Annotated in this window: 21 protein-coding genes; 12 read left to right on the forward strand and 9 right to left on the reverse strand. The window is 63.8% G+C overall.

Features of this window, described 5'->3' with window-relative positions; translation table 11 throughout:
* Nucleotides 1-152: 152 nt before the first annotated feature.
* The gene (acnA, locus tag MSG32_RS14975) at nucleotides 153-2,912 is read right to left on the reverse strand and encodes an aconitate hydratase AcnA (protein WP_248380508.1); all 2,760 of its coding nucleotides are present in this window, start codon (nucleotides 2,910-2,912) and stop codon (nucleotides 153-155) included.
* 376 nt (nucleotides 2,913-3,288) lie between these two features.
* On the opposite strand from acnA, the gene MSG32_RS14980 reads away from it, so the two are divergent.
* The 3 genes from MSG32_RS14980 to trxB all read left to right on the forward strand — a co-directional run bounded on the left by MSG32_RS14980 (nucleotide 3,289) and on the right by trxB (nucleotide 5,984).
* Nucleotides 3,289-3,654, forward strand: a complete 366-nt coding sequence (locus tag MSG32_RS14980) for a CPXCG motif-containing cysteine-rich protein (protein ID WP_153636610.1) — start codon at nucleotides 3,289-3,291, stop codon at nucleotides 3,652-3,654.
* Nucleotides 3,655-3,938: 284 nt separating this feature from the next.
* On the forward strand, nucleotides 3,939-4,541 hold the full coding sequence (locus tag MSG32_RS14985; protein WP_043333044.1) for a peroxiredoxin: 603 nt from the start codon (nucleotides 3,939-3,941) through the stop codon (nucleotides 4,539-4,541).
* Between the two features lie 486 nt (nucleotides 4,542-5,027).
* Nucleotides 5,028-5,984: a thioredoxin-disulfide reductase gene (trxB, locus tag MSG32_RS14990; RefSeq protein WP_043333042.1), complete on the forward strand. Its 957-nt coding sequence runs from the start codon at nucleotides 5,028-5,030 to the stop codon at nucleotides 5,982-5,984.
* Nucleotides 5,985-6,129: 145 nt separating this feature from the next.
* Here trxB and MSG32_RS14995 read toward each other — a convergent pair whose 3' ends face one another.
* Nucleotides 6,130-6,381, reverse strand: coding sequence for a SlyX family protein (locus MSG32_RS14995; protein ID WP_248380510.1), 252 nt, complete (start codon nucleotides 6,379-6,381; stop codon nucleotides 6,130-6,132).
* Between the two features lie 584 nt (nucleotides 6,382-6,965).
* Between MSG32_RS14995 and MSG32_RS18025 the strand changes: the two genes are divergently transcribed.
* Entirely contained in the window at nucleotides 6,966-7,430 is a 465-nt protein-coding gene (locus tag MSG32_RS18025) for a cold-shock protein (protein ID WP_043333039.1), read from the forward strand.
* Nucleotides 7,431-7,525: 95 nt separating this feature from the next.
* Here the strand turns inward: MSG32_RS18025 and MSG32_RS15005 are convergent, their stop codons facing one another.
* The 7 genes from MSG32_RS15005 to map all read right to left on the reverse strand — a co-directional run bounded on the left by MSG32_RS15005 (nucleotide 7,526) and on the right by map (nucleotide 15,714).
* Entirely contained in the window at nucleotides 7,526-7,939 is a 414-nt protein-coding gene (locus tag MSG32_RS15005) for a hypothetical protein (RefSeq protein ID WP_248380512.1), read from the reverse strand.
* Nucleotides 7,936-9,135, reverse strand: a complete 1,200-nt coding sequence (dapE, locus tag MSG32_RS15010) for a succinyl-diaminopimelate desuccinylase (RefSeq protein ID WP_248380514.1) — start codon at nucleotides 9,133-9,135, stop codon at nucleotides 7,936-7,938. Before dapE ends, MSG32_RS15005 begins: the two co-directional genes overlap by 4 nt.
* 158 nt (nucleotides 9,136-9,293) lie before the next feature.
* Nucleotides 9,294-10,319: a 2,3,4,5-tetrahydropyridine-2,6-dicarboxylate N-succinyltransferase gene (gene dapD, locus MSG32_RS15015; RefSeq protein ID WP_077377814.1), complete on the reverse strand. Its 1,026-nt coding sequence runs from the start codon at nucleotides 10,317-10,319 to the stop codon at nucleotides 9,294-9,296.
* A gap of 40 nt (nucleotides 10,320-10,359) precedes the next feature.
* Nucleotides 10,360-10,761 carry an ArsC family reductase gene (locus tag MSG32_RS15020; protein WP_318833295.1) on the reverse strand — a complete coding sequence of 134 codons (402 nt, stop codon included), beginning with the start codon at nucleotides 10,759-10,761 and terminating at the stop codon, nucleotides 10,360-10,362.
* Nucleotides 10,762-10,800: 39 nt separating this feature from the next.
* Nucleotides 10,801-12,000: a succinyldiaminopimelate transaminase gene (gene dapC / locus MSG32_RS15025; RefSeq protein WP_248380516.1), complete on the reverse strand. Its 1,200-nt coding sequence runs from the start codon at nucleotides 11,998-12,000 to the stop codon at nucleotides 10,801-10,803.
* Nucleotides 12,001-12,205: 205 nt separating this feature from the next.
* Nucleotides 12,206-14,917, reverse strand: coding sequence for a [protein-PII] uridylyltransferase (locus MSG32_RS15030; RefSeq protein ID WP_248380518.1), 2,712 nt, complete (start codon nucleotides 14,915-14,917; stop codon nucleotides 12,206-12,208).
* Nucleotides 14,918-14,922: 5 nt separating this feature from the next.
* Entirely contained in the window at nucleotides 14,923-15,714 is a 792-nt protein-coding gene (map, locus tag MSG32_RS15035; protein ID WP_043333030.1) for a type I methionyl aminopeptidase, read from the reverse strand.
* A 315-nt stretch (nucleotides 15,715-16,029) separates the two neighbouring features.
* Between map and rpsB the strand changes: the two genes are divergently transcribed.
* From rpsB to rseP, 8 genes are all read left to right on the forward strand, one after another.
* Nucleotides 16,030-16,764 carry a 30S ribosomal protein S2 gene (rpsB, locus tag MSG32_RS15040; RefSeq protein ID WP_043333027.1) on the forward strand — a complete coding sequence of 245 codons (735 nt, stop codon included), beginning with the start codon at nucleotides 16,030-16,032 and terminating at the stop codon, nucleotides 16,762-16,764.
* 178 nt (nucleotides 16,765-16,942) lie between these two features.
* Nucleotides 16,943-17,812 (forward strand): translation elongation factor Ts, encoded by an 870-nt coding sequence (tsf, locus tag MSG32_RS15045; RefSeq protein WP_043333025.1) that lies wholly within the window; start codon nucleotides 16,943-16,945, stop codon nucleotides 17,810-17,812.
* Nucleotides 17,813-17,928: 116 nt separating this feature from the next.
* On the forward strand, nucleotides 17,929-18,666 hold the full coding sequence (pyrH, locus tag MSG32_RS15050; RefSeq protein ID WP_225347344.1) for a UMP kinase: 738 nt from the start codon (nucleotides 17,929-17,931) through the stop codon (nucleotides 18,664-18,666).
* Between the two features lie 4 nt (nucleotides 18,667-18,670).
* The gene (gene frr, locus MSG32_RS15055) at nucleotides 18,671-19,228 is read left to right on the forward strand and encodes a ribosome recycling factor (protein ID WP_043333023.1); all 558 of its coding nucleotides are present in this window, start codon (nucleotides 18,671-18,673) and stop codon (nucleotides 19,226-19,228) included.
* 54 nt (nucleotides 19,229-19,282) lie between these two features.
* Entirely contained in the window at nucleotides 19,283-20,026 is a 744-nt protein-coding gene (uppS, locus tag MSG32_RS15060) for a polyprenyl diphosphate synthase (protein ID WP_043333020.1), read from the forward strand.
* Nucleotides 20,026-20,829, forward strand: coding sequence for a phosphatidate cytidylyltransferase (locus MSG32_RS15065; RefSeq protein ID WP_054556524.1), 804 nt, complete (start codon nucleotides 20,026-20,028; stop codon nucleotides 20,827-20,829). Before uppS ends, MSG32_RS15065 begins: the two co-directional genes overlap by 1 nt.
* Nucleotides 20,826-22,085 (forward strand): 1-deoxy-D-xylulose-5-phosphate reductoisomerase, encoded by a 1,260-nt coding sequence (ispC, locus tag MSG32_RS15070; RefSeq protein ID WP_248380520.1) that lies wholly within the window; start codon nucleotides 20,826-20,828, stop codon nucleotides 22,083-22,085. The genes MSG32_RS15065 and ispC overlap by 4 nt, the downstream gene beginning before the upstream one ends.
* 88 nt (nucleotides 22,086-22,173) lie before the next feature.
* Nucleotides 22,174-23,529, forward strand: a complete 1,356-nt coding sequence (gene rseP, locus MSG32_RS15075; protein WP_043333016.1) for a sigma E protease regulator RseP — start codon at nucleotides 22,174-22,176, stop codon at nucleotides 23,527-23,529.
* Nucleotides 23,530-23,719: the final 190 nt, after the last annotated feature.

The raw sequence follows: 23,719 nt of genomic DNA on the forward strand, positions 1-23,719 counted from the left end.
TCGCGCCTGCGTCTGACCCGTCAGTGAGCGCATGAAGCAGATTGCATGAAGCAGGTTGCATGAAACAGAGTGCGTAAATGAAGAAGCCCCCGCAGGCCATGCCTGCGGGGGCTTTTGTGTTGCAGTCAGCGCTGCGGTGAGTGGCTGGCGGGTTACAGCATGCCGCGCAGCACGTAGTGGAGGATGCCGCCGTGACGGTAGTACTCCAGCTCGTTGTCGGTATCGATGCGGCACAGCGCCTCGATCTTCTGCTCACCCTTGTCGCTCTTGAAGGTGACCTGGACCTTGCCGCCGGCCGTCAGGTCATTCAGGCCGCTGATGCTGATTTCCTCATCACCGGTCAGCCCCAGCGACTGGCGGCTCTCGCCTTGTGGGAACTGCAGCGGCACCACGCCCATGCCGATCAGGTTGGAGCGGTGGATACGCTCGTAGGACTCGGCGATCACCGCGCGCACGCCCAGCAGCAGGGTGCCCTTGGCGGCCCAGTCACGCGAGGAGCCAGTGCCGTACTCCTTGCCGGCGACGACCACCAGCGGCGTGCCTTCCTCGGCGTACTTCATGGCGGCATCGTAGATGGCCATCTGCTCGCCGGACGGCACGTGGCGGGTCTCGCCGCCCTCGACACCATCGAGCATCTCGTTGCGGATACGCACGTTGGCGAAGGTGCCGCGCATCATCACTTCGTGGTTGCCGCGACGCGAGCCGTAGGAGTTGAAGTCCTTGACCTCGACCCCGTTCTCCTTGAGGTAGCGACCCGCCGGGCTGTCCGGCTTGATGGCACCGGCCGGAGAGATGTGGTCGGTGGTCACCGAGTCGCCGAGCATCGCCAGCACGCGGGCATTCTCGACATCCTGAATGGCTTCCGGCTCACGCTGCATGCCTTCGAAGAACGGCGGATGCTGGATGTAGGTGGAGTCCTTCCACTCATACACTTCGGCTTGCGGCACGTCGATGGCCTGCCAGGTCTCGTCACCGTCGAAGACCTCGGCGTACTCCTTGCGGTACATCTCGGTACGCACCTGCTCGACGGCCTCGGCGATCTCGGCCTGACTCGGCCAGATGTCCTTGAGGAAGACGTCATTGCCGTCGGTGTCCTTGCCCAGCGGCTCCTTGGAGAGGTCGACCCGCACGGTGCCGGCGAGGGCATAGGCGACCACCAGGGGCGGCGACGCCAGCCAGTTGGTACGCACGTTTGGATGCACGCGACCCTCGAAGTTGCGGTTGCCCGACAGCACCGAGGCGACCGTCAGGTCACGCGTATTTATGGCGTCCTCGACCGGTTCCGGCAGCGGGCCGGAGTTGCCGATACAGGTGGTGCAGCCATAGCCGACCAGGTTGAAGCCCAGCTCGTTGAGGTCATCCTGCACGCCGGCAGTCGCCAGGTAGTCGGTGACGACCTTGGAGCCCGGCGCCAGTGAGGTCTTGACCCATGGCTTGCTGCTCAGGCCTTTCTCGCGTGCCTTGCGCGCCACCAGGCCAGCCGCCAGCATCACGCTGGGGTTGGAGGTGTTGGTACAGGAGGTGATGGCGGCGATGACGACATCACCGTGATCGAGGCGGAAGGTCTCGCCATTCAGCTCGCTGTAATCGCCGTTCTTCACCTCGCTCTGCTTGTCGTAGCTCTGCTCGACATCGACGGCGGTCTGGCCACCCTCGGACAGCCACTTGCCGTCCTCGATGTCCGGCACTTCGCCCAGCTGATCGCCGAGAATCTTCTCGAAGGTCTGCTTGATGTCGGTGAGGGCGACGCGGTCCTGCGGGCGTTTGGGGCCGGCGAGGGAGGCGACGACCTCGGTCATGTCCAGCTCGAGCGTATCGGAGAAGACCGGCTCGTGGCCCGGCTCGCGCCACAGGCCCTGCTCCTTGGCATAGGCCTCGACCAGCGCGACCTGCTCATCGGAGCGACCGGACAGACGCATGTAGTTGAGCGTCTCGTCATCCAGCGGGAAGAAGCCGCAGGTAGCGCCATACTCCGGGGCCATGTTGGCGATGGTCGCGCGGTCGGCCAGCGGCAGGTCGTCCAGGCCATCACCGTAGAACTCGACGAACTTGCCGACCACGCCACGGCTTCTCAGCATCTGGGTGACGGTCAGCACCAGGTCAGTCGCGGTGATGCCTTCGTTGAGCTTGCCGGTCAGCTTGAAGCCGACCACTTCCGGAATCAGCATCGAGACCGGCTGGCCGAGCATCGCGGCTTCCGCCTCGATACCGCCGACACCCCAGCCCAGCACGCCGAGGCCGTTGATCATGGTGGTGTGGGAATCGGTGCCGACCAGGGTGTCGGGGTAGGCGAAGGTCTTGCCATCTTCCTCGCGGGTGAAGACGGCGCGGCCGAGGTATTCCAGGTTCACCTGGTGGCAGATACCGGTGCCCGGCGGAACGACGGAGAAGTTGTCGAAGGCCTGCTGGCCCCAGCGCAGGAATTCGTAACGTTCGCGGTTACGCTCCATCTCGATGCGCACGTTGTCCTTGAAGGCGCTCGGATCGCCGTAGTGGTCCACCATCACCGAGTGGTCGATGACCAGGTCCACCGGGGTCAGCGGATTGACCTTCTCGGGGTCGGCGCCGAGCTTCTTGACGGCGTCACGCATGGAGGCCAGGTCGACCACACCGGGCACGCCGGTGAAATCCTGCATCAGCACGCGCGCCGGACGATAGCCGATCTCGTGGGTGCTGGAGGCGGTCTTCTGCCAGTCGGCCAGTGCCTTGATGTCTTCCTTGGTCGCGGTTTCACCGTCCTCGAAGCGCAGCTGGTTCTCCAGCAGCACCTTGAGCGTGAAGGGCAGTCGCGTCAGGTCGCCAAGCGTGTCGGCCGCCTTCTTGAGCGAGTAGTAGTGATAGCGCTTGTCTCCGACTTCCAGCTCGGAGAGGGTGTCAAGCGAATCCAGTGACTGAGAGCGCTGGGAACCCATGATTCTCCTCCTTGTCGTTGTCTTCACCGGCCAGACTGCTGAAGTGTCGTTCAACAGGCGCGTCAGGTGCCTCGGCCGGATGCGACGCGTCGCGAGAGCGACTGCCAGGTCGCGGATGGTTGCCTACACAAGGCTATGGTCATCATGTGACAGGAATTCAAGCGCACACCATCATCGAGGATAGTGTGAAGCAAGGAACCCTGCGTCGCGTTCGCTGCCATAGAGATTGCCGCCACGACTCTCGCGCGGCGTGAATGCGGCCCCTAAAGTATCCGGGACGGGGTATCCGGGGCAGGGGGATCCAAGACGGTGGCACCCCAGGCGGTGTCACCCGCAACGTCCGTCGCGTTCACCATCAGGCACAACGGAGGCTGTCATGAACGAACAAGGGCGCAGGCCGAGCGAGTCCGGCGAGCTGCCGGAAGATGATGAGGTTCTGGATGCGGCGGTCGAGCAGTGGCTGGCGGAGCATTCCTCGGGGCAGTCCGATGAATGGCCGGGCCATGAGTTGCTGGAAGACAAGCAGGAAGGAGTGGTCAATGAGGCGCTGCATGAGGCGGAAATCAACTGCCCCTACTGCGACACGCCCTTCACGGTGTTCCTGGATCTGGACGAGGGCAGCCTGACCAACATCATCGACTGCGAGCGTTGCTGTCAGCCGATCCAGGTGCGCCAGCAGGTCGACCCGGTCAGCGGTGAGCTCGAAGGTCTGGACATCGGCCAGGATGACGACGTGCTGTGACGGCATCTCACCTGCGCGGCACGCTGGCACCGGCGCCGGCAGGCGTCAGTGACCCAAAGTGACTAGCTTGCAGGGTAGGGCGCGGCAGATGCTGTATTCTGCAGCCAAGGTCACTTATGATCCCGACACCCGCTGTTGGCGTCATCGAGCTGCCATAGGCAATCTCTATGGTGGTGATTGCAGCAAACATTTGGCATCTGCCACACGTGGCGATTAGTCTGTGTGGCGATTCATCACAAAGGCGGCCCGCTGCCTTTATCATCATTATTCCTCAGGAGATCACCATGAGCGTATTGGTCGGACGTCAGGCCCCGGATTTCGAAGCCGCAGCAGTGCTGGGCGACGGTACCATCGTCGACAACTACAAGCTGTCTGATTCCAACGGCAAGCTGCGCGTGCTGTTCTTCTGGCCGCTGGACTTCACCTTCGTTTGCCCGTCTGAAATCATCGCCCACGACAACCGTCTGGCGAAGTTCAAGGAACTCGGCGTCGAAGTCATCGGTGTGTCCATCGATTCCCAGTTCACTCACCACGCATGGCGCAAGACCTCTCCGGACGCTGGCGGCATCGGTGAAGTCGGCTTCCCGATCGTGGCTGACGTCAAGCACGAAGTCACCCAGGCATACGGCATCGAGCATCCGGAAGCTGGCGTCGCTCTGCGCGCTTCCTTCCTGATCGACGAAGACGGTGTCGTTCAGCACCAGGTCGTCAACAACCTGCCGCTGGGCCGTAACGTCGACGAGATGGTCCGCATGGTCAAGGCCCTGCAGTTCCACCAGACCAACGGCGAAGTCTGCCCGGCAGGCTGGGAAGAAGGTCAGGAAGGTATGAAGGACACCGCTGAAGGTGTTGCCAAGTACCTGGCAGGCCACTCCAGCAGCCTGTAAGTCGCTGTCTGGACGAGATCAGCTCACGCGTTCGCGCTGACTGATCCCGCGACTGCCTTTCGAACCTTCGGTAATGAGTGTCTCGAGAGGTAGGCGAACCGGAAGCCGTCGCCCCTGGCGGCGGCTTCCGCGCATCTGGGCAATGCCATCCTGCGGGCTCGTGCTTGAGCATAAGCTTCTGCGATGCCGGTCTGAGTCCGGTGCTGAAAGCTGGCGGCGTCTGCGCTACTCTGCGCAGTCCTTGTTCGCCTCAACCAGCCCGGCGAGCCAGTCAGCCCGCCGAGCCAGTCAGCCAGCGAGTAAAAGTGCTTCCAGCGGGAAGCCTGCACGGGCGCCAGCGGGCCCAGGTCATCACGCCGTGTCCTGAACCATGTCGATCGCATGCGCCGTCTGCAGCGCTGTCGGTATCGTTCAGTACATTGATCGCCAGCAGCCGCCATTGCTGCTGGTGAAATCCTCCGCCTTCATCTGTCACTGAGGTCATCCATGAGCAATGTCCGTCACGAACGTCTGATCATTCTCGGTTCCGGCCCGGCGGGTTACACCGCTGCCGTCTACGCTGCACGTGCCAATCTCAAGCCGCTCCTGATCACCGGCATGCAGATGGGTGGTCAGCTGACCACCACCACCGACGTCGACAACTGGCCCGGCGACGATGCTGGCGTGCAGGGGCCGGAGCTGATGGAGCGCATGCGTCGCCACGCCGAGCGCTTCGAGACCGAAGTCCTGTTCGACCACATCAACGAAGTGACCCTCGGCGAGCGTCCGTTCCTGCTCAAGGGTGACAACGGCAGCTACAGCTGTGACGCCCTGATCATCGCCACCGGCGCCAGCGCGCAGTATCTGGGCCTGCCGAGTGAGCAGCAGTTCATGGGCCAGGGCGTCTCGGCCTGTGCGACCTGCGATGGCTTCTTCTATCGCAATCAGGAAGTCGTGGTAGTCGGTGGCGGCAACACCGCTGTCGAGGAAGCGCTGTACCTGTCCAACATCGCCTCCAAGGTCACGCTGGTGCATCGCCGTGACAGCCTGCGTGCCGAGAAGATCCTGCAGGACAAGCTGTTCGACAAGGTCGAGAACGGCAACATGGCGGTCGAATGGCACCACACCCTCGACGAAGTGCTGGGCGACAACTCCGGTGTCACCGGCGTGCGTCTGCGTCATGTCGAAAGTGGCGCCACCAAGGAGTTGAGCTCGATGGGCGTGTTCATCGCCATCGGCCACCGTCCGAATACCAGCCTGTTCGAAGGCCAGCTCGACATGCAGGGCGGCTATCTCAAGGTCCAGTCGGGCCTGGAAGGCAATGCCACCCAGACCAGCATCCCCGGCGTCTATGCCTGTGGCGATGTAATGGATCACGTCTACCGTCAGGCGATCACCTCTGCCGGTACCGGCTGCATGGCGGCGCTGGATGCCGAGCGTTATCTGGACGGCCTCATCGCCTGAGATCGCCCTGTCTGTAGCAACAGTGTCTGATTCGAGAAAGTCTGATTCAGCACTGCCCGACCGGCCCCGCAGCCTCGCTGCGGGGCCGGTCTGCGTTCAAGGCCCTGCCAGGGCTTGGCTGGGAGGGATGAGTGCCGCCGGCGGCTCAGTAATGGGGCGGCAGCTCGTCGTGTGGTTGTGCGGCGAATGGTGCTGTCGAGTCTGTATCGCCTTGCTGCTCGCGCAGGGTGCGTAGCTGGCTGGCCATCAGCGCGGTGAGGCGCTCGAGTGTCTCTATCTGACGCTGCTGGGTGATGACGGTGCGATCGAGGGTCTCGAGCCAGTCATCCTGATGCGCGAGGCGCGATTCCAGTGCTTCCAGTCGGGCTTCCAGGCCGGGATCAGTCGAGGTTGTCATGCATCTGGGCTCCAGAGGGTGAGGGAATGGTCCGCGTGGGCAGTGGGGGAAGAGGGTGAGGTGGCCGGCGATGGATGACGACTCCTGCCACGATTCTTAAGCGATGGCACGCCGAATCATCGCTGCGGTCGTTGCCTGGATCGTTGTCGAATTACCGCAAAGTGTTGAAGGATTGTCACTGAGTTGCCTCAGACGCATCAGGAAGAGGCGTGATAGACTGTTGACAGTGCGATTGACTTATTTTTCGTATATCGCACCCATTGACGGCCTTCGATTGCCTGCGCTTCGCGCGTCATTGACAGGGCCGGTTCCATCGACTGATGTGGAGTTACCTGCATCACGAGCCACGACGTCACCAGAGCGATGCACAGGCATCTTCGCGTGTATCAGTGATGGTGACGGGCACCGCCGTGAGGCGCTGCATTCAGGCAGTTTCCCGACTGACGATAGCTGCTGTAACCCTGTCGTGCGGTCAGGCGCTGTCCATTGCGATCAAGGGCAGAACATTCTGATAGGGATCATCCGAAGCACTCATTTCTGCCCTCGCGTTACACCTCCACCCATTACCTAGAGAGTTTATCTTGATGAGTTCCAAGACGTTCTTCCGTTGTTTCATCATCAGCCTGCTGCTGGCACTGCCGGCACCGTTGCTGATTGCTGTCTTCATCACCCTGACCGGCGGCCAGCTGGCCGACACCCTGAGCCAGGCGCTTAGCGTCGAGGGCTTCGAGCTGGCGTACGCGGCTGCCGTCGCGGCCGTGTTCATCCTGCTGTTGATCGCGACGCTTGCCATTCCGGTGCTGTCTCCGCGCTCTGCAGTACTGGCTGAAGTCGAGGACGACGATCGTGAGATCGGCGAGGTCAAGTGGTTCAACGTCAACAAGGGCTACGGTTTCGTGACCCGTGAAAGTGGTGAAGATGTCTTCGTTCACTTCCGTGCCATTCGTGGCAAGGGCCACCGTACCTTGGCCGAAGGTCAGAAAGTGCGTTACCACGTCATCAGCAATGAGCGTGGCCTGCAGGCGGATGACGTGACGGTCATCACCTGATCGCTGACTCGCTCAGTGAAAGACGACAACGCCCCGCAGGCTAGCCTGCGGGGCGTTGTCGTTTCATGGACTTGTCACCAGAAGAGGCGGGTCACTCAGCCCTTGTCCGGCCAGGTGAAGGCCTCTTCGCTGCCGTCGGCCATGACGCGGTAGAAGCGGTCCGGCTCATCACCGGGCTGCCAGCTGCCCAGCGAGCAGCGCGTCTCGACCTGCAGGGCCCTGGCGGCGGCGCGTGCGCAGTCGACATCGCGCGCCCAGGGGGTACTGGCGCTGTCGAACCACAGGCTGGCGAAGCCATCGGCGACCTTCTCGACCACCAGTACCGCGATCTCGGCGCCATCACGCGTGAGGCGCGTACGGTGCTGCAGCTTGCCGGCCGGCTGGAAGACGACGACCTGACCGAACTGCTCGCCCAGCCAGGCGCCCAGCGCCTCCAGGCTCAAGGGCTTGAGGTAGATCTCGATGTCAGGGTACTGCTCATCGGCGTCATTGTGCGGGGTGTCGCTCATGCCGTGGTCTCTTGGGTCGCGGGGACAAACAGGTATTCCAGGATGTGCTCGTAGGCGCTGGAGAGTCGGTCCAGATCGCTGGCCATGACGCGTTCATCGATCTTGTGGATGGTCGCGTTGACCGGCCCCAGCTCGACGACCTGAGTGCCGAGCGTGGCGATGAAGCGACCATCGGAGGTGCCGCCTGAGGTGGACAGCACCGGCTTGCGGCCCAGCGCGCGTTCCACGCCGTGCACGGTGGCATCGACCAGCGCGCCCTCCGGCGTCAGGAAGGGCTCGCCGCTCAGGTTCCACTCGATCTCGACGTCCAGACCGTGCTTCTCGAGGATCTCATAGGTGCGACGCTTGAGGTCATCGGCGGTCAGCTCGGTGGAGTAGCGGAAGTTGAAGACCACTTCCAGCTCGCCGGGGATGACGTTGGTCGCGCCGGTACCGCCACGGATGTTGGAGATCTGGAAGCTGGTCGCCGGGAAGAAGTCGTTGCCGTTGTCCCAATGCTCGGCGGCCAGGGCGGCCAGTGCCGGAGCGGCTTCGTGGATCGGGTTGCGCGCCAGATGCGGGTAGGCTACATGGCCCTGGATGCCCTTGACGTGCATGACCGCACCCAGCGAGCCGCGACGGCCATTCTTGATCACGTCACCGGCGTAATCGGTGGAGGACGGCTCGCCGACGATGCAGTAGTCGAGGCGCTCGTGATGCTCGCGCAGATACTCGACCACCGCACGGGTGCCGTGAACCGCCGGGCCTTCCTCGTCGGAGGTGATCAAGAAGGCGATGCGGCCTTCGTGGTCCGGGTTGGCGGTCACGAAGCGCTCGGTGGCGGTCAGCATCGCGGCCAGCGAACCCTTCATGTCGGCGGCGCCACGGCCACACAGGAAGCCGGCATCGTCGATGCACGGCGAGAACGGCGGATACTGCCAGTTGGCTTCCGGGCCCGTCGGCACGACATCGGTGTGGCCGGCGAAGGCCAGCACCGGACCATGATGGCCGCGCACCGCCCAGAAGTTGTCGACATCGCCGAAGGGTAGCCGCGTGATGGTGAAGCCCAGCGCCTCGAGGCGTTCGATCATCAGGGTCTGGCAGTCCAGGTCGTCCGGCGTGACCGAGGGGCGTGAGATGAGATCGAAGGCCAGCTCCAGCGTCGGAGACAGATCGGCGGGGCGTGGCGGAAGCGGTGCGTTTGAATCAGTCATCATGGGCCATCGCTGCAGGCGTCATCGCGAGGAGCGACAGCGCGAAATTCGGGGGGAGAGACGAAGTGTCTTCACGCCGGCTCGGACACTGCTGCCCGAGCCGGGAAATGCCACGACGGCCTGCCAGAGGTGCAGCCCCTGACAGGCCATGGTCACGCGCCTCAGTTGTGGGCGTGCAGGGCATCGTTGAGCGCGATGGCGCTCTTGTTGGTGCGGCACTCGACACGGCCGGTGACGGAGTTGCGACGCAGCAGCAGGTCGTCCTGGCTCGCCAGCTCACGGGCCGCGACCGTCTCGACTTCCTGGCCTTCGTTGTCGAAGACCATGACCTTGGTACCGGCGGTGATGTAGAGGCCAGCTTCCACGGTGCAGCGATCGCCCAGCGGGATGCCGATACCGGCATTGGCGCCGATCAGGCAGCCTTCGCCGACCTTGATGACGATGTTGCCGCCACCGGACAGGGTGCCCATGGTGGAGCAGCCGCCGCCCAGATCAGAACCCTTGCCGACGAAGACGCCCGCGGAGATGCGGCCTTCGATCATGCCCGGGCCTTCGGTGCCGGCATTGAAGTTGCAGAAGCCTTCGTGCATCACGGTGGTGCCTTCGCCCAGGTAGGCGCCCAGACGCACGCGTGCGGTGTCGGCGATACGAATGCCGGTCGGCACCACGTAGTCGGTCATCTTCGGGAACTTGTCGACGCAGTCCACGGACAGGGTGCGACCTTCCAGGCGTGCCTTGAGGCGACGCGCCGGCAGCTCCTCGATGTCGATGGCGCCTTCGCTGGTCCAGGCGACATTCTTGAGCAGACCGAACATGCCGGTCAGATCGATGCCGTGCGGACGCACCATGCGGTGAGACAGCAGGTGCAGCTTGAGGTAGACCTCCGGCACGCTCTGCGGGGCGGCGTCTTCCTCGATGAACATGGCGACCAGCGGGCGCTGGCTGGCGGCCAGGCTCTCGGCCAGTTCGGCCTGGGCGCTGTCACCGGCGTCGCGCAGGGCGCTGGCCAGGGCGGCGCAGTGTTCCGGCAGGAAGCTGGTGGCGGTGGTGCCAGCCGGTGCGTCCAGTGCCTTGCGAGCGGCGTCAGCAACGGCAGCGGTCGGCTTGAACAGCGGGGCAGGATAGTAGACTTCCAGCCAGTCGCCGGTGGTGTTCTGGGTGCCGATTCCGAGGGCAAGGCTCAACATCGTGTCAATCTCCGGGGTGTCCAGTGGTGTAAGGGGTAACTCAGTCCTGCGGTTCGTAGACCGCCTTGTCATAGCCGATCACCAGATCCATCTCATTGTCGGCGGGATGACGCTCGAGAATGGGACGCTTGATCAGGGTCGGGTGCTCCAGCATCAATGCGCGTGCCGAGTTGGCATCGAGGCTGTCACGTTGTTCATCGCTCAGGTTGCGCCAGCTGGTGCTGCGCTTGTTGAGCAGGCTGCTCCAGGCGGTCTGCTCCAGCCAGGATTCCAGCAGGCTGGCGGAGAGGCCATCCTCGCGCAGGTCATGCCAGCGATAGGGCACGCCCCGGTCGTCGAGGGCGCGGCGCGCCTTGCGGCAGGTATCACAGGTCTTGATGCCGTAGAGCACGTGCATGGCGGTCTCCTTGAGCCAATCCACCCCGCCGGGCGGGGCTGTCATCCAGTGTTGGGCTGCTGTCAGCCCGTGCGAGCCTGGCGTTCAGCGCAGGCGTTCGACGAAGCGACGCAGGCGCTGGGCGGCTTCAACGGTCTGTTCCAGTTCGGCCACCAGCGCCAGACGAATGCGTCCGGCGCCCGGATTCACGCCGTCCACCTCGCGCGCCATGTAGCTTGCCGGCAGCACGCCGACCGCCTCTTCACGCAGCAGTTCGCGGGTGAAGGCGGCGTCGTCACCGCCCGGCACGGCGGGATACAGGTAGAAGCTGGCTTCCGGAGTCGGGAAGTCCATCACCGGCGCGAGGATTTCGGTCACGGCGGCAAACTTCTCGCGGTAGGCATCGCGATTGGCCAGCACGTGGGCTTCATCATTCCAGGCGGCGATGGAGGCGTGCTGGTGATGCAGTGGCATCGCGCAGCCGTGATAGGTGCGGTAGTGACGGAAGCGACGGATCACCTCGCCATCGCCGGCCACGAAGCCGGAGCGCAGGCCCGGCAGGTTGGAGCGCTTGGACAGCGAATGGAAGACCACACAGCGCGCGTAGTCATCGCGGCCCATGGCGGCACAGGCCTGCAGCAGGCCCGGCGGCGGCGTCGACTCGTCGAGATAGAGCTCCGAGTAGCACTCATCGGAGGCGATCAGGAAGTCGTGCTCGTCGGCGAGGCGAATCAGCTGCTGGAAGTCCTCCAGCGGTGTCACGGCGCCGGTGGGATTGCCCGGCGAGCAGACGAAGACGATCTGGGTGTCACGCCACACCTCGGCCGGCACCGCCGCGTAGTCGGGACGGAAGCCATTCTCGGCGGGGCAGGGCAGGTAGGTGACCTCACCGCCGGCCAGCAGCGTCGCGCCTTCGTAGATCTGATAGAAGGGGTTCGGCACCAGTACGCGCGCTGGACGGCTGCTGTCCAGCGAGGCCTGGATGAAGGCGAACAGTGCCTCGCGGGTGCCGGTGACCGGCAGGACCTGCTGGTCGATATCCGGCGTGGCGTTGAGCGAGAAGCGCTTCTCGAGCCAGTCGGCGATCGCCTGGCGCAATTCCCCCAGACCGCCGGTGGCGGGATACTTGGCCACGCCCATGATGTGCTCGCGCAGGGTGTCGAGCACGAACTCGGGCGGCGCGTGACGCGGCTCGCCGATGGTCAGTGCAATCGGGTCCAGGGCGGGATTGGGCACGACGCCCTCGCGCAGCTTGGCCAGGGTTTCAAACGGGTAGGGCTTGAGCTGGTCGAGATCCGGGTTCATGCACGTTCCATGGGTGATGGCCGTGGCAGCCAGGCTGCCGGCCGAGCAGGGAGGAAGGCGTCCGCGAGTCACCGGACTGCCATGCAGGTCGACTCGCGATTATAGGGAAGCCGGCCGGTCCCCTCAATCGCGGGGTGCCGGCCGGCGCTTTCCGTCTGTACTCTCGTCAAGTGCCGTCACGTGCCGTCACGCGCCGTCACGCGTCTCAGCCGCGCTCGCCGACCTCGAGGACTTCGGTCAGGGCGTCACGCAGGCGTGTCTGGCGCTCGGGGTCGGTGATGGGTTCGCCGGCGCGGTCGGTGATGAAGAAGATATCCTCGACGCGCTCGCCGAGGGTGGCGATCTTGGCGGCATCGATGGCGATCTCGTGCTCCATGAACACGCGGCCGATGCGTGCCAGCAGGCCCGGGCGGTCCGAGGCGATCACTTCCAGCACGCTGCGGCCGTTGGTGTAGTCCTGACTCAGCGTGATGCGCGGCGCGATGCGGAAGTGCTTGAGCTGGCGCGGCGTATGGCGATTGACGATCACCGAGTAGTCATCCGGGTCATCCAGCTCTTCGACCAGATGGGTACGGATATCGGCCAGACGTGCGGCGTCGCGGATCGGTTCACCGTCATCGTCGAGCAGGATGAAGGTGTTGAGCGTCCAGTTGTGGCTCGAGGTGGCGATGCGTGCATCGTGGATCGAGAGCCCCAGCTGCTCCAGCGCCGCGGCGGTGGCCGCGAACAGGTTGTCCACCGAGCGAGTGTGGATGAAGACCTTGGTGCCGCCTTCGGTCATCTCCTCGGTGGGCGCGCTGGTCAGTACCAGCGGCAGCGGCTCGCCATGCTCGTCGAGCTGCGGGGCTGCCTGGCGCGCGAGGATCCCCTGGGTGTGCCAGGCCACCTCGCTGGGGGCATAGCGCACGAAGTAGTCGTCGCCGAGGCTGGCCCACAGCGTCTCGGCGTCAGTGCGGGTGGTGCCCATGCCGGCCAGCAGGGACAGCGCTTCCTCACGGGTCTCGGTGATCCACTCGTGGCGCTCCGGCGGATGCTCGAGGCCACGGCGCAGCGCCCGGCGCGTCTCCATGTGCAGCTGGCGCAGCAATGCCGCACGCCAGCCGTTCCACAGCGACGGATTGGTGGCGTTGATGTCGGCCACCGTCAGCACGTAGAGATAATCGAGGTGCGTCTCGTCGCCGACGATCTCGGCGAAGCGGGTGATGATCTCGGGGTCGGCGATGTCCTGCTTCTGGGCGGTCATCGACATCAGCAGGTGATGGCGCACCAGCCAGCTCAGGGTGCGGGTGTCGCGCGGGCTGAGGTCATGACGGCGCGCGAAGTCCTCGACTTCCTCGGCACCGATCTCGGAGTGGTCGCCACCACGGCCCTTGCCGATGTCGTGATAGAGCCCGGCGATCCACAGCAGCTCCAGCTTGGGCAGCTCGCGGATCAGGGTCGCGGCGACCGGGAATTCCTCCTCGGCATCGGGGGCACGGAATTCCTGGGCGACCTTGAGCAGGCGCAGGGTATGCGCATCGACGGTGTAGACGTGGAAGAGGTCGTGCTGCATCAGCCCGACGGCGCGCCCGAAGGCCGGCAGGTACTTGCCGAGGATGCCGTAGCGCGCCATGCGCTTGAGTACGCGGGGCACGTTGCCGCCACAGCGCATCAGCTCCATGAACAGGCTCTGGTGGCGCACGTCGTCGCGGAAGGCGTCGTCGATCTGGTGGCGATGATCACGCAGCGCGCGGATGGTGTCGGCGCGCACGCCCTCGATCTCCGGGTGCTGCGCCATCAGCAGGAACAGCTCCAGCAGCGCGGCGGGGCGGCGGCGGAACACGCCTTCCTCGCGCAGGCTGATGTAGCCGCTGCGGATCTCGAAGCGCGGATTGAGCGGCACGATGTTGACCGGCTCGTCATGGCGCAGGATGGCCTCGTCGAAGTGCTGCAGCAGCATGTCGTTGAGGCCTGCCAGGGCGGTGACATGGCGGTAGTAGCGCTTCATGAACTGCTCGACCGCCAGATGCTCGGGCGTGTCGCGGAAGCCGAACAGCTCGGCGATGGTGCGCTGGTGGTCGAACAGCAGCCGGTCCTCGGCGCGCCCGGCCAGCATGTGCAGCGCGAAGCGCACCTGCCACAGGAAGGCCTGGCCCTGGCTGAGAATGCGCAGTTCGGCATCATTCATGAAGCCCAGCGCGACCAGATTGTCGTAGCGCTCGACCCCGAAGTGACGCTTGGCGACCCAGCCGATCATCTGGATGTCGCGCAGGCCGCCGGGCGACGACTTGATGTTGGGTTCGAGGTGATATTCGGTGTTGGCGAACTTGTGGTGGCGAGCGATCTGCTCCTGCCACTTGGCCTCGAAGAAGGCTTCGGCCGGCCACAGACGGTCGGTGGCCAGACGTTCGCGCATGGCCTCGCGCAGCCGCTGAGGGCCGGCGATGACACGGGATTCCAGCAGGTTGGTGATCACGGTGACATCGGCGCGTGCCTCACGCTCGCAGTCACTCAGCGAGCGCACGGACTGGCCGATCTCGAGACCGATGTCCCACAGGAAGGTGATGAAGTCGGACAGCGCCTCACGATAGGGCGTGTCGTCGTCCTGCTCCAGCAACAGCAGCAGGTCGATGTCGGAATGCGGGTGCAGCTCGCCGCGGCCGTAGCCGCCCACGGCGAGCAGGGCGATGCCGTCATCCGGCCAGGTCTGGCGCTGCCAGGCGATGGCCAGCAGGCGGTCGATGGCGCGGGCACGACCATGGATGAGGTCGCGGATGTCGGCGCCCGCCTTGAAGCGAGCCTCGAGACGCTCCTGTACCTGTGCCAGAGCCCGCTTGAACAGCGGGATGGGTGTCTTCGTCGTGGCCAGCTCGCCGTCGAAGGTGACGGCATCGTAGAGCGCTTCACGCTCGACGAAGTGATAGTGGTGCAGGAGCATCTTGATCAACCCTCGAGGAAGGAGAGGTCCTCTTCCGTGCGACGTGTCAGTACCTCGACGCCGGTGGCGGTGACCAGCAGGGTGTGCTCCCACTGGGCCGAGAGGCTCTTGTCCTTGGTGACGGCTGTCCAGTCGTCCTTGAGGACCTTCACCTTGTAGCCACCGACATTGACCATCGGTTCGATGGTCAGGCACATGCCTTCCAGAAGCTCGGCGTCGGCACGGGCTTCGTAGCCGTCATAGTGCAGCACCTGCGGGTCTTCATGGAAGCCGGCGCCGATGCCGTGGCCGCAGAAGTCACGCACGACACTGTAGCCTGCCGCTTCGGCATGCTTCTGGATCGCACGACCGATTTCTGACAGGCGTACGCCCGGGCGTACCAGCTCGATGCCTTTATAGAGGCATTCCTGGGTGACGCGGCACAGACGCTCGGCCTGGATGCTCGGCTCGCCGACGATGTACATCTTCGAGGTGTCGCCGTGATAGCCGTCCTTGATCACGGTGATGTCGATGTTGAGGATGTCGCCTTTCTTGAGCTTCTTGTTGTCATCGGGGATGCCGTGACAGACCACGTGATTGATCGAGGTGCAGATCGATTTCGGGAAGCCGTGGTAGTTGAGCGGCGCCGGAATGCAGCCCTGAACTTCGGTGATGTGGTGGTGCGCGATGCGGTTGAGCTCGCCCGTGGTGACGCCGGGACGGACATGCTCGTCGAGCAGCTCCAGCACTTCAGCCGCCAGACGGCCGGCGACGCGCATCTTGTCGATTTCTTCAGCTGTCTTGATGGGAATGTTCATGAGGACTCGAGGCAGGAGATAAGAGGGATGAAACGCCGCCAGGCCGCGCGTGACGGGGGAATGGCGCGACGCATCGCATGCCGCGTCGGGCAGTGGCGACTTCATATCGTGGTCGAGCTATGGTATAAAGCCGCGCGCTTTCCTGCAAATTCTCCTCGATCGGCCACCTCCGGGCGCCTGGCCGAGGCGAGATTGAAGGACTGACGTACATAACCCCAATCCACACACGTTCCGTCACATGGTCCCGGGTGCCGCGCAAGCGGTCGGATCCATGGGGGACGTGGAGGCCCAACCCGATATCCAGGAGATATTCACATGGCGCAAGTCAACATGCGCGATCTGCTCAAGGCAGGCGCACACTTCGGTCACCAGACCAAGTACTGGAACCCGAAGATGTCCAAGTTCATCTTCGGCGCTCGCAACAAGATCCACATCATCAACCTCGAGCACACCCTGCCGGCGCTGAATGAAGCCGTGTCAGTGGTCGAGAAGATGGCTGCCAATGGCAACAAGATCATGTTCGTGGGCACCAAGCGCGCTGCCGGCAAGATCATCAAGGAAGAAGCTCGCAAGGCTGGCCAGCCGTACGTCAACCATCGCTGGTTGGGCGGCATGCTGACCAACTTCAAGACCATCCGTCAGTCCATCAAGCGCCTGCGTGAAATCGAGCAGATGCATGAAGACGGTACCTTCGCGAAGCTGACCAAGAAAGAAGTCCTGATGGCCACTCGTGAGCAGGACAAGCTCGAGCGCTCCATCGGCGGTATCAAGGACATGGGCGGCCTGCCGGACGCAATGTTCGTGATCGACGTTGACCACGAGCGCATCGCGATCAACGAAGCCAACAAGCTGGGCATCCCGGTCATCGGCGTCGTCGATACCAACTCCAACCCGGACGGCGTGGACTACGTCATCCCGGGTAACGATGACTCCATCCGCGCCATCCAGATCTATGTCCAGGCAATTGCAGGCGCCTGTGGCAAGAACAAGGAAGAAGAGCTGGCCGGTGAGTTCGTCGAAACTGCTTCTGAAGAAGACGCAGCAGAGTGATCCTGGCGGCTTGATCTGACTGTCACAAACGCTGCGCTACACTAAGTGCGGCATGGCCTAGCCAGGTGGCAGTCAGGTCAGGCAATGAGGGGGCCACGGCCCCCTTATTTGCGACCGTTCAGCGGTCGTGACCGAATTCCCGTATTCAAAGACGTCGACACGACAGAGGTTTCATCCCATGGCAGCTATCAGCGCATCTATGGTCAAGGAACTGCGTGAGCGTACTGCGCTCGGCATGATGGAATGCAAGAAGGCTCTTACCGAAGCCGGTGGCGACATCGAGCTGGCGATCGAGAACCTGCGCAAGAACTCCGGCCTGAAGGCCGCCAAGAAAGCTGGCCGCGTGGCCGCTGAAGGCGCCATCGTCATCAAGGTCGCCGACGACGCCAGCTACGGCGTGATGGTCGAAATCAACTCCGAGACCGACTTCGTCGCTCGTGATGACAATTTCAAGGCCTTCACCCAGCTGATCGCCGATCGTGTGTTCGCTACCAAGAACACCGACATCGCTTCCCTGATGGAAGGCGAGCTGGAAGACACCCGTGGTCAGCTGGTTCAGAAGATCGGTGAGAACATCTCCGTTCGTCGTGCCGAGCTGGTCGAAGCGCCGGCTGGCGGCGTCGTCGGTGGCTACGTCCACGGCGGCCGCATCGCTGCGCTGACCCTGCTGAACGGCGGTACTGGTGAAGCAGCCAAGGACGTCTCCATGCACGTCGCAGCCGTCAATCCGGTCTGTGCACGTCCGTCCGACATGCCGCAGGAACAGATGGACGCTGAAAAGGCCATCATCCTTGCTCAGCCGGACATGGCAGGCAAGCCGGCGGAAATCGCCGAGAAGATGTCCCAGGGTCGTCTGAAGAAGTACCTGGCTGAGAACAGCCTGACCGAACAGCCGTTCGTCAAGGATCCGAACCAGACCGTCGCCGAGTTCGTCAAGGCAGCCGGTGGTGAAGTGGTATCCTTCGTACGCATGGAAGTCGGTGAAGGTATCGAGAAGGAAGAAGTCGACTTCGCAGCTGAAGTCCGTGAGCAGGCCAGCCGCGCGTAAGGGCTGACTGTTTTCGCTTCTCATGATGGCGTGCGCATAGTCGCACGCCATCGTGTATCTGGCCCCCGCCTTCGGGCCGCCCCGTTCCCCGTATGTCAGTATCAGGAGAGATTCGCATGGCCACCATTTCCGCTGAACGCAATGCCAAGTACAAGCGCATACTGCTCAAGCTTTCCGGTGAGGCCCTGATGGGCGATGGCGATTTCGGCATCGACCCCAAGGTGCTGGATCGCATGGCGCTGGAAATCGGTCAGCTGGTGGGCATCGGCGTCCAGGTCGGCATCGTCATCGGTGGCGGCAACCTGTTCCGTGGCGCAGCCCTGCAGGAAGTCGGCATGGAGCGTGTGACCGGTGACCATATGGGCATGCTGGCGACCGTGATGAATGGTCTGGCGCTGCGTGATGCGCTGGAACGCTCCAACATCCGTTCACGCGTGATGTCTGCCATCCCGATGAGTGGCGTGGTAGAACATTATGATCGCCGTACCGCCATCCGTTATCTGACGTCTGGCGATGTGGTCATCTTCTCCGCCGGTACCGGCAACCCGTTCTTCACTACCGATTCCGCTGCCTGTCTGCGCGGTATCGAGATCGACGCGGATGCCGTCATCAAGGCAACCAAGGTGGATGGTGTCTACGACAAGGACCCGGTCAAGTTCCCGGATGCCGTGAAGTACGACAGCCTCAGCTACGATGATGCGCTGGACCAGAAGCTTGGCGTGATGGATTTGACCGCCATCTGCCTGGTACGTGACCATGACATGCCGGTGCGGGTGTTCAACATGAACAAGGCAGGCGCGCTGCTCAACCTGGTGGTGGGTGGCAAGGAAGGCACGCTGATTGATAGAGGGTAAGACTGTGATCAACGACATCAAGAAAGACGCCGAATCACGCATGAAGAAGACCATCGAGTCCCTCGGTGCCGCCTTCGGCAAGATCCGTACGGGTCGTGCGCATCCCAGCATCCTGGATGCCGTGACGGTCGATTACTATGGTAGCCAGGTACCGCTGAATCAGGTGGCCAACATCACCACCGAAGATGCGCGCACCCTGACTGTCGTGCCGTGGGAAAAGCCCATGGTGCCGAAGGTCGAGAAGGCCATCATGACTTCTGACCTGGGTCTCAACCCGTCCACCGCCGGTGACGTGATTCGCGTCCCGATGCCGATGCTGACGGAAGAGACGCGTCGCGGTTACACCAAGCAGGCGCGTGCAGAAGCGGAAAACGCCCGCGTGGCGCTCCGCAATGTGCGTCGTGACGCCAATGGCGACATCAAGAGCCTGCTCAAGGACAAGGACATCTCCGAAGACGATGCACGTCGCGGAGAAGACGAGATCCAGAAGCTGACCGACAAGTATGTGGCGGAAGTCGACAGTGCTCTGGAGCACAAGGAAACCGACCTGATGCAGGTCTGATCGGGTCTGCCGCCGGCGTTTGCCGGCGGCATCCGGTGCTCGTAGCGAGACCCCATGACGTCACCGAATTCCCCCTCCACGCCACGCCATGTGGCGATCATCATGGACGGCAACAACCGCTGGGCAAAGTCCCGCGGCTGGGCTGGCATACGCGGCCATCGCGCCGGTGCCGAAACCGTCCGCAGTACCATCCGTCGCGCTGCCGAGCAGGGCGTGGAAGTGCTGACCCTGTTTGCCTTCTCCAGTGAGAACTGGAAGCGCCCGGCCAATGAAGTCAGTGCGCTGATGGAGCTGTTTCTGCTGGCGCTCAAGCGCGAGGTCAAGAAGCTTCATCGCCACGATATCCGACTCTCGGTCATCGGCGAGCGCAGTCGTTTTTCCAATTCGATTCAAAAGCATATCCAGAGCGCCGAAGACATGACGCGCGGCAATCGCGGTATGCACGTGGTGATCTGCGCCAATTATGGCGGCCGTTGGGATATCGCCGAGGCCGCCCGCCGTCTGGCGGAGCAGGTCGAGCGCGGCGAGCTCAAGGCCGCGGATATCGACGAGTCACGTCTCGGGGCGGAAGTGTGCCTGAGCGAACTGCCGGAGGTGGATCTGTGTATCCGCACCAGCGGTGAGCAGCGCATCTCCAACTTCCTGATCTGGCAGCTGGCCTATGCCGAGTTCTATTTCTCGCCCGTACTGTGGCCTGATTTCGATGCGGCGGCCTTCGATGAAGCGCTCAGCGCCTACGCCCTGCGTCAGCGTCGTTATGGCATGACCAGCGAACAACTCGACGCCGAGGGGCTCTAGTGCTCAGACAACGAATCATCACCGCGCTCATTCTCGCGCCGCTGGCGCTGTGGGGGCTGTTCGGCCTCGACGGTGCTGCCTTTGCCACCTTCACCGGCGCTGTCGTCGCGTTGGCCGCCTGGGAGTGGTCCAACCTGTCTGGCGTGCGTGCCGGCATGGCGCGCCTGTTGTTCCCGCTGGTGCTCAGCGTGCTGATGCTGCTGGTCTGGCAGTTCGATGGCGCTCTCGCGCGTTGGCCGCTGTATCTGGCGGCACTGGCATGGCTGGTCAATCTGCGCTGGGTAATGCGCTATCCGGCCGCCAGTCAGGAATGGCAGGCGACCGGCGTGCGGCTGGGCGTCGGCGTGCTGGCACTGCTGCCGACCTGGTTCGGCTTCGTGCAGCTCAAGGCCAGTGGCGGCGAGTGGCTGCTGTATGTGCTGCTGATGGTGTGGGCGGCGGATATCGGTGCCTACTTCTCCGGCAAGCGCTTCGGCAAGCGCAAGCTGGCGCCGCGCGTCAGCCCGGGCAAGTCTTGGGAGGGCGTCTACGGTGGTCTGGTGGCCACCGGCCTGCTGGCGACCGGCTATGCGCTGGCGGGGCTGGCCGACTGGCTGCCGCTGCTGCTGGTCACGCTGGGCGTGACCGCCGTCTCGGTGCTGGGTGACCTGCTCGAGAGCATGTTCAAGCGTCAGCGTCAGATGAAGGACTCAAGCCATCTGTTGCCCGGTCATGGTGGCGTGATGGACCGCATCGACAGCCTGACCGCAGCGGTGCCGCTGTTTGCCCTGCTGTTGCCGTGGGTGTTGGGAGGTGGTGCGTGAGCACGAATGTGAACGTGAGCGTGAACCACGAGACTCCTCATGAGGCGCCTGCGCTGCAGCGCATCACCATCCTCGGCGCGACCGGCTCCATCGGGTCCAGCACCCTGGATGTGGTCGCGCGCCATCCCGAGCGCTATCGGGTGCATGCGCTCAGCGCTGCCACGCGTCACGAGGCGCTGCTGGAGCTGTGCCTGACGCATCGCCCGCAGGTGGCGGTGATCGCCTCGTGCGAGGCGGCTGCGTGGCTCAGTGAGGCCCTCAAGGGCGTCGAGAGCTATCAGGGCACGCCCATCGAGGTACGCCATGGTGAGCAGGCACTGGTCGACATCAGCGAGGCGCCTGAAGTCGATAGCGTGATGGCCGCCATCGTCGGTGCGGCTGGACTGTTGCCGACACTGGCGGCGGTGCGGGCTGGCAAGCGCGTGCTGCTGGCCAACAAGGAAGCGCTGGTGTGTGCCGGGCAGCTGTTCATGGATGCGGTGAAGCAGCACGGGGCGACCCTGCTGCCGATCGATTCCGAGCACAATGCCATCTTCCAGTGCCTGCCGGCCCAGCATCGTGATGGCCTGGCGCCGATCGGCGTCGAGAAGCTGTTGCTGACCGCCTCCGGTGGCCCGTTCCGCGATGATGCCGAATGGCCTGCCGAGCGACTGGCCACGGTGACGCCGGACGAGGCCTGTGCGCATCCCAACTGGTCGATGGGGCGCAAGATTTCCGTCGATAGCGCCACCCTGATGAACAAGGGCCTGGAGCTGATCGAGGCCTGCTGGCTGTTCGCCTGCGGGCCGGACGACATTCAGGTGGTCGTGCATCCCCAGAGCGTGATTCACTCGATGGCGGCCTACAGTGATGGCTCGGTACTGGCCCAGATGGGCAATCCGGACATGCGCACGCCGATCGCCTATGCGCTGGCGTGGCCGGAGCGTATCGATGCCGGCGTCGAGCCGCTGGACCTGTTTCAGGTCGCGCGCCTCGATTTCCGTGCCGCTGACGAGACGCGCTTCCCGTGTCTGCGGCTGGCGCGCGAGGCCATCGCGGCGGGCGGCACCTGGCCTGCGGTGATGAATGCCGCCAATGAGGTGGCAGTGGCCGCCTTCCTCGAGGGTCGCCTGGCCTTCGATCGAATCCCGGTAGTGGTGCAGGCCGTCATGCAGGCGCGTCCGCCACTGGTGGTGGATGGCCTCGAGGTGATTCTCGCCGAAGACGCGGCGGCGCGTGAGCTGGCTGCCGCCGAGTTGGCCCTCGCCGGGCCCTGAAATCCTATCTTGCACTGTCTTGTCACTTTATTCGTGAGCGTGGCAAGGCAGGCTGCCCATCTCGGGCACCAATCTCCAGGAGCGCGTGATGGGTGTGATCCAGAATATTCTTGCCGTGATCGTCGTGTTGGGGGTGTTGATCACCATCCATGAGTACGGTCATTTCTGGGTCGCGCGTCGTTGCGGCATCAAGGTGCTGCGCTTCTCCATCGGCTTCGGCAAACCCTTCTGGTCGTGGACCGATCGCCACGGCACCGAGTACGGGGTCGCCGCCATCCCGCTGGGTGGCTACGTCAAGATGCTGGATGAGCGCGAAGGGCCGGTCGATCCGGCCGAGCGTCATCTGGCCTTCAATACCAAGTCGGTGTGGAAGCGTATCGCCGTCGTCTCGGCGGGCCCGCTGGCCAACTTCCTGCTGGCCATCGTCGCCTACTGGGCGCTGTTCGTCGCTGGTACCACCACGGTGGTGCCGATGGTCGGTGCCGTGGCGCCCGACTCGCCAGCTGGCCGCGCCGGCCTTGCGCCGAAGACCGAGATCGTCGCCATCAATGGTCAGGCCACTCCCTCGTGGGATGAGGTCAACCTGCGCTTGATCGGTGCGATCGGCGATGACAGCCTGACGCTCACCACACGTGCCGAGGGTGCCAGCGCCACGCGTGAGCAGTCCCTCGACGTGACACGCTTCCTGGTCGATCAGGACCCGCCGCGTCCGCTGGTGACGCTGGGCATCACGGCCTGGCGTCCTCAGTTGCCGGCGGTGCTGGGGCGTGTGCTGGACGGTGGCGCCGCTCAGGCGGCAGGCCTGCAGGCCGGTGATCGCATCGTCAGCATCGATGGCACCCTGGTGGTCGACTGGATCGATTTCGTCGAGCGCGTGCGCGGTGCGCCGGGCGAGACGCTGTCGGTACTGGTGGCGCGAGATGGCAAGGAAGAGACGCTGTCACTGACCCCCGCCAGCAATTCGCTCGATGACGGGCGTGTGGTGGGGCAGGTCGGTGCCGGCGTCGAGAACGTCAGCTGGCCCGAGCAGTACCAGCGCGAGCTCAGCTTCGGGCCGCTGGCGGCCGTCGGACAGGCCGTCGGCAAGACCGGCGAGATGACGGTGCTGACGCTGGATTCGATCCGCAAGATGCTGGTCGGTCTGATCGCACCGTCCAACCTGTCTGGTCCGATCACCATCGCGCGTATCGCCGGCGACACGGCGCGCTCCGGCCTCGAGGCCTTCCTCGGCTTCATGGCCTACCTCTCCATCAGCCTGGGTGTCCTCAATCTGCTGCCGATTCCGGTGCTGGATGGCGGTCACCTGCTGTTCTATCTGGTGGAAGCCGTGCGCGGCAAACCACTTTCGCAAGAGGTCCAGAATGCAGGGTTGAAGATCGGCATGGCGCTGGTCGGATCCCTCATGCTGATGGCCATCTACTTCGATCTCATGCGTCTTTGGTGACGGATTCGGGGAGTCATCAGCACTCGATGGCTCCCGCAGGATGAACCGAATCTGAACTGTCGATGCCCATGGGGGTCAATTCATTGCACGGGCTGGTCAATGCGATCAACTCCCGTCATCATGCCCACACGACTTCGGCCCCGATTGCCGATCTCACTCGTAGCTGTCTTGTCAGTTGCAGGGGGTTGTG

It is taken from the genome of Cobetia sp. 1CM21F (assembly GCF_023161745.1).
Classification (GTDB): domain Bacteria; phylum Pseudomonadota; class Gammaproteobacteria; order Pseudomonadales; family Halomonadaceae; genus Cobetia; species Cobetia amphilecti.

Bases quoted from the DNA above. Each gene is read 5' to 3' on its own strand.
- acnA (WP_248380508.1), bottom strand. From the start codon at position 2,912: ATGGGTTCCCAGCGCTCTCAGTCACTGGATTCGCTTGACACCCTCTCC.
- MSG32_RS14980 (WP_153636610.1), top strand. From the start codon at position 3,289: ATGAACGAACAAGGGCGCAGGCCGAGCGAGTCCGGCGAGCTGCCGGAA.
- MSG32_RS14985 (WP_043333044.1), top strand. From the start codon at position 3,939: ATGAGCGTATTGGTCGGACGTCAGGCCCCGGATTTCGAAGCCGCAGCA.
- trxB (WP_043333042.1), top strand. From the start codon at position 5,028: ATGAGCAATGTCCGTCACGAACGTCTGATCATTCTCGGTTCCGGCCCG.
- MSG32_RS14995 (WP_248380510.1), bottom strand. From the start codon at position 6,381: ATGACAACCTCGACTGATCCCGGCCTGGAAGCCCGACTGGAAGCACTG.
- MSG32_RS18025 (WP_043333039.1), top strand. From the start codon at position 6,966: ATGAGTTCCAAGACGTTCTTCCGTTGTTTCATCATCAGCCTGCTGCTG.
- MSG32_RS15005 (WP_248380512.1), bottom strand. From the start codon at position 7,939: ATGAGCGACACCCCGCACAATGACGCCGATGAGCAGTACCCTGACATC.
- dapE (WP_248380514.1), bottom strand. From the start codon at position 9,135: ATGATGACTGATTCAAACGCACCGCTTCCGCCACGCCCCGCCGATCTG.
- dapD (WP_077377814.1), bottom strand. From the start codon at position 10,319: ATGTTGAGCCTTGCCCTCGGAATCGGCACCCAGAACACCACCGGCGAC.
- MSG32_RS15020 (WP_318833295.1), bottom strand. From the start codon at position 10,761: ATGACAGCCCCGCCCGGCGGGGTGGATTGGCTCAAGGAGACCGCCATG.
- dapC (WP_248380516.1), bottom strand. From the start codon at position 12,000: ATGAACCCGGATCTCGACCAGCTCAAGCCCTACCCGTTTGAAACCCTG.
- MSG32_RS15030 (WP_248380518.1), bottom strand. From the start codon at position 14,917: ATGCTCCTGCACCACTATCACTTCGTCGAGCGTGAAGCGCTCTACGAT.
- map (WP_043333030.1), bottom strand. From the start codon at position 15,714: ATGAACATTCCCATCAAGACAGCTGAAGAAATCGACAAGATGCGCGTC.
- rpsB (WP_043333027.1), top strand. From the start codon at position 16,030: ATGGCGCAAGTCAACATGCGCGATCTGCTCAAGGCAGGCGCACACTTC.
- tsf (WP_043333025.1), top strand. From the start codon at position 16,943: ATGGCAGCTATCAGCGCATCTATGGTCAAGGAACTGCGTGAGCGTACT.
- pyrH (WP_225347344.1), top strand. From the start codon at position 17,929: ATGGCCACCATTTCCGCTGAACGCAATGCCAAGTACAAGCGCATACTG.
- uppS (WP_043333020.1), top strand. From the start codon at position 19,283: ATGACGTCACCGAATTCCCCCTCCACGCCACGCCATGTGGCGATCATC.
- rseP (WP_043333016.1), top strand. From the start codon at position 22,174: ATGGGTGTGATCCAGAATATTCTTGCCGTGATCGTCGTGTTGGGGGTG.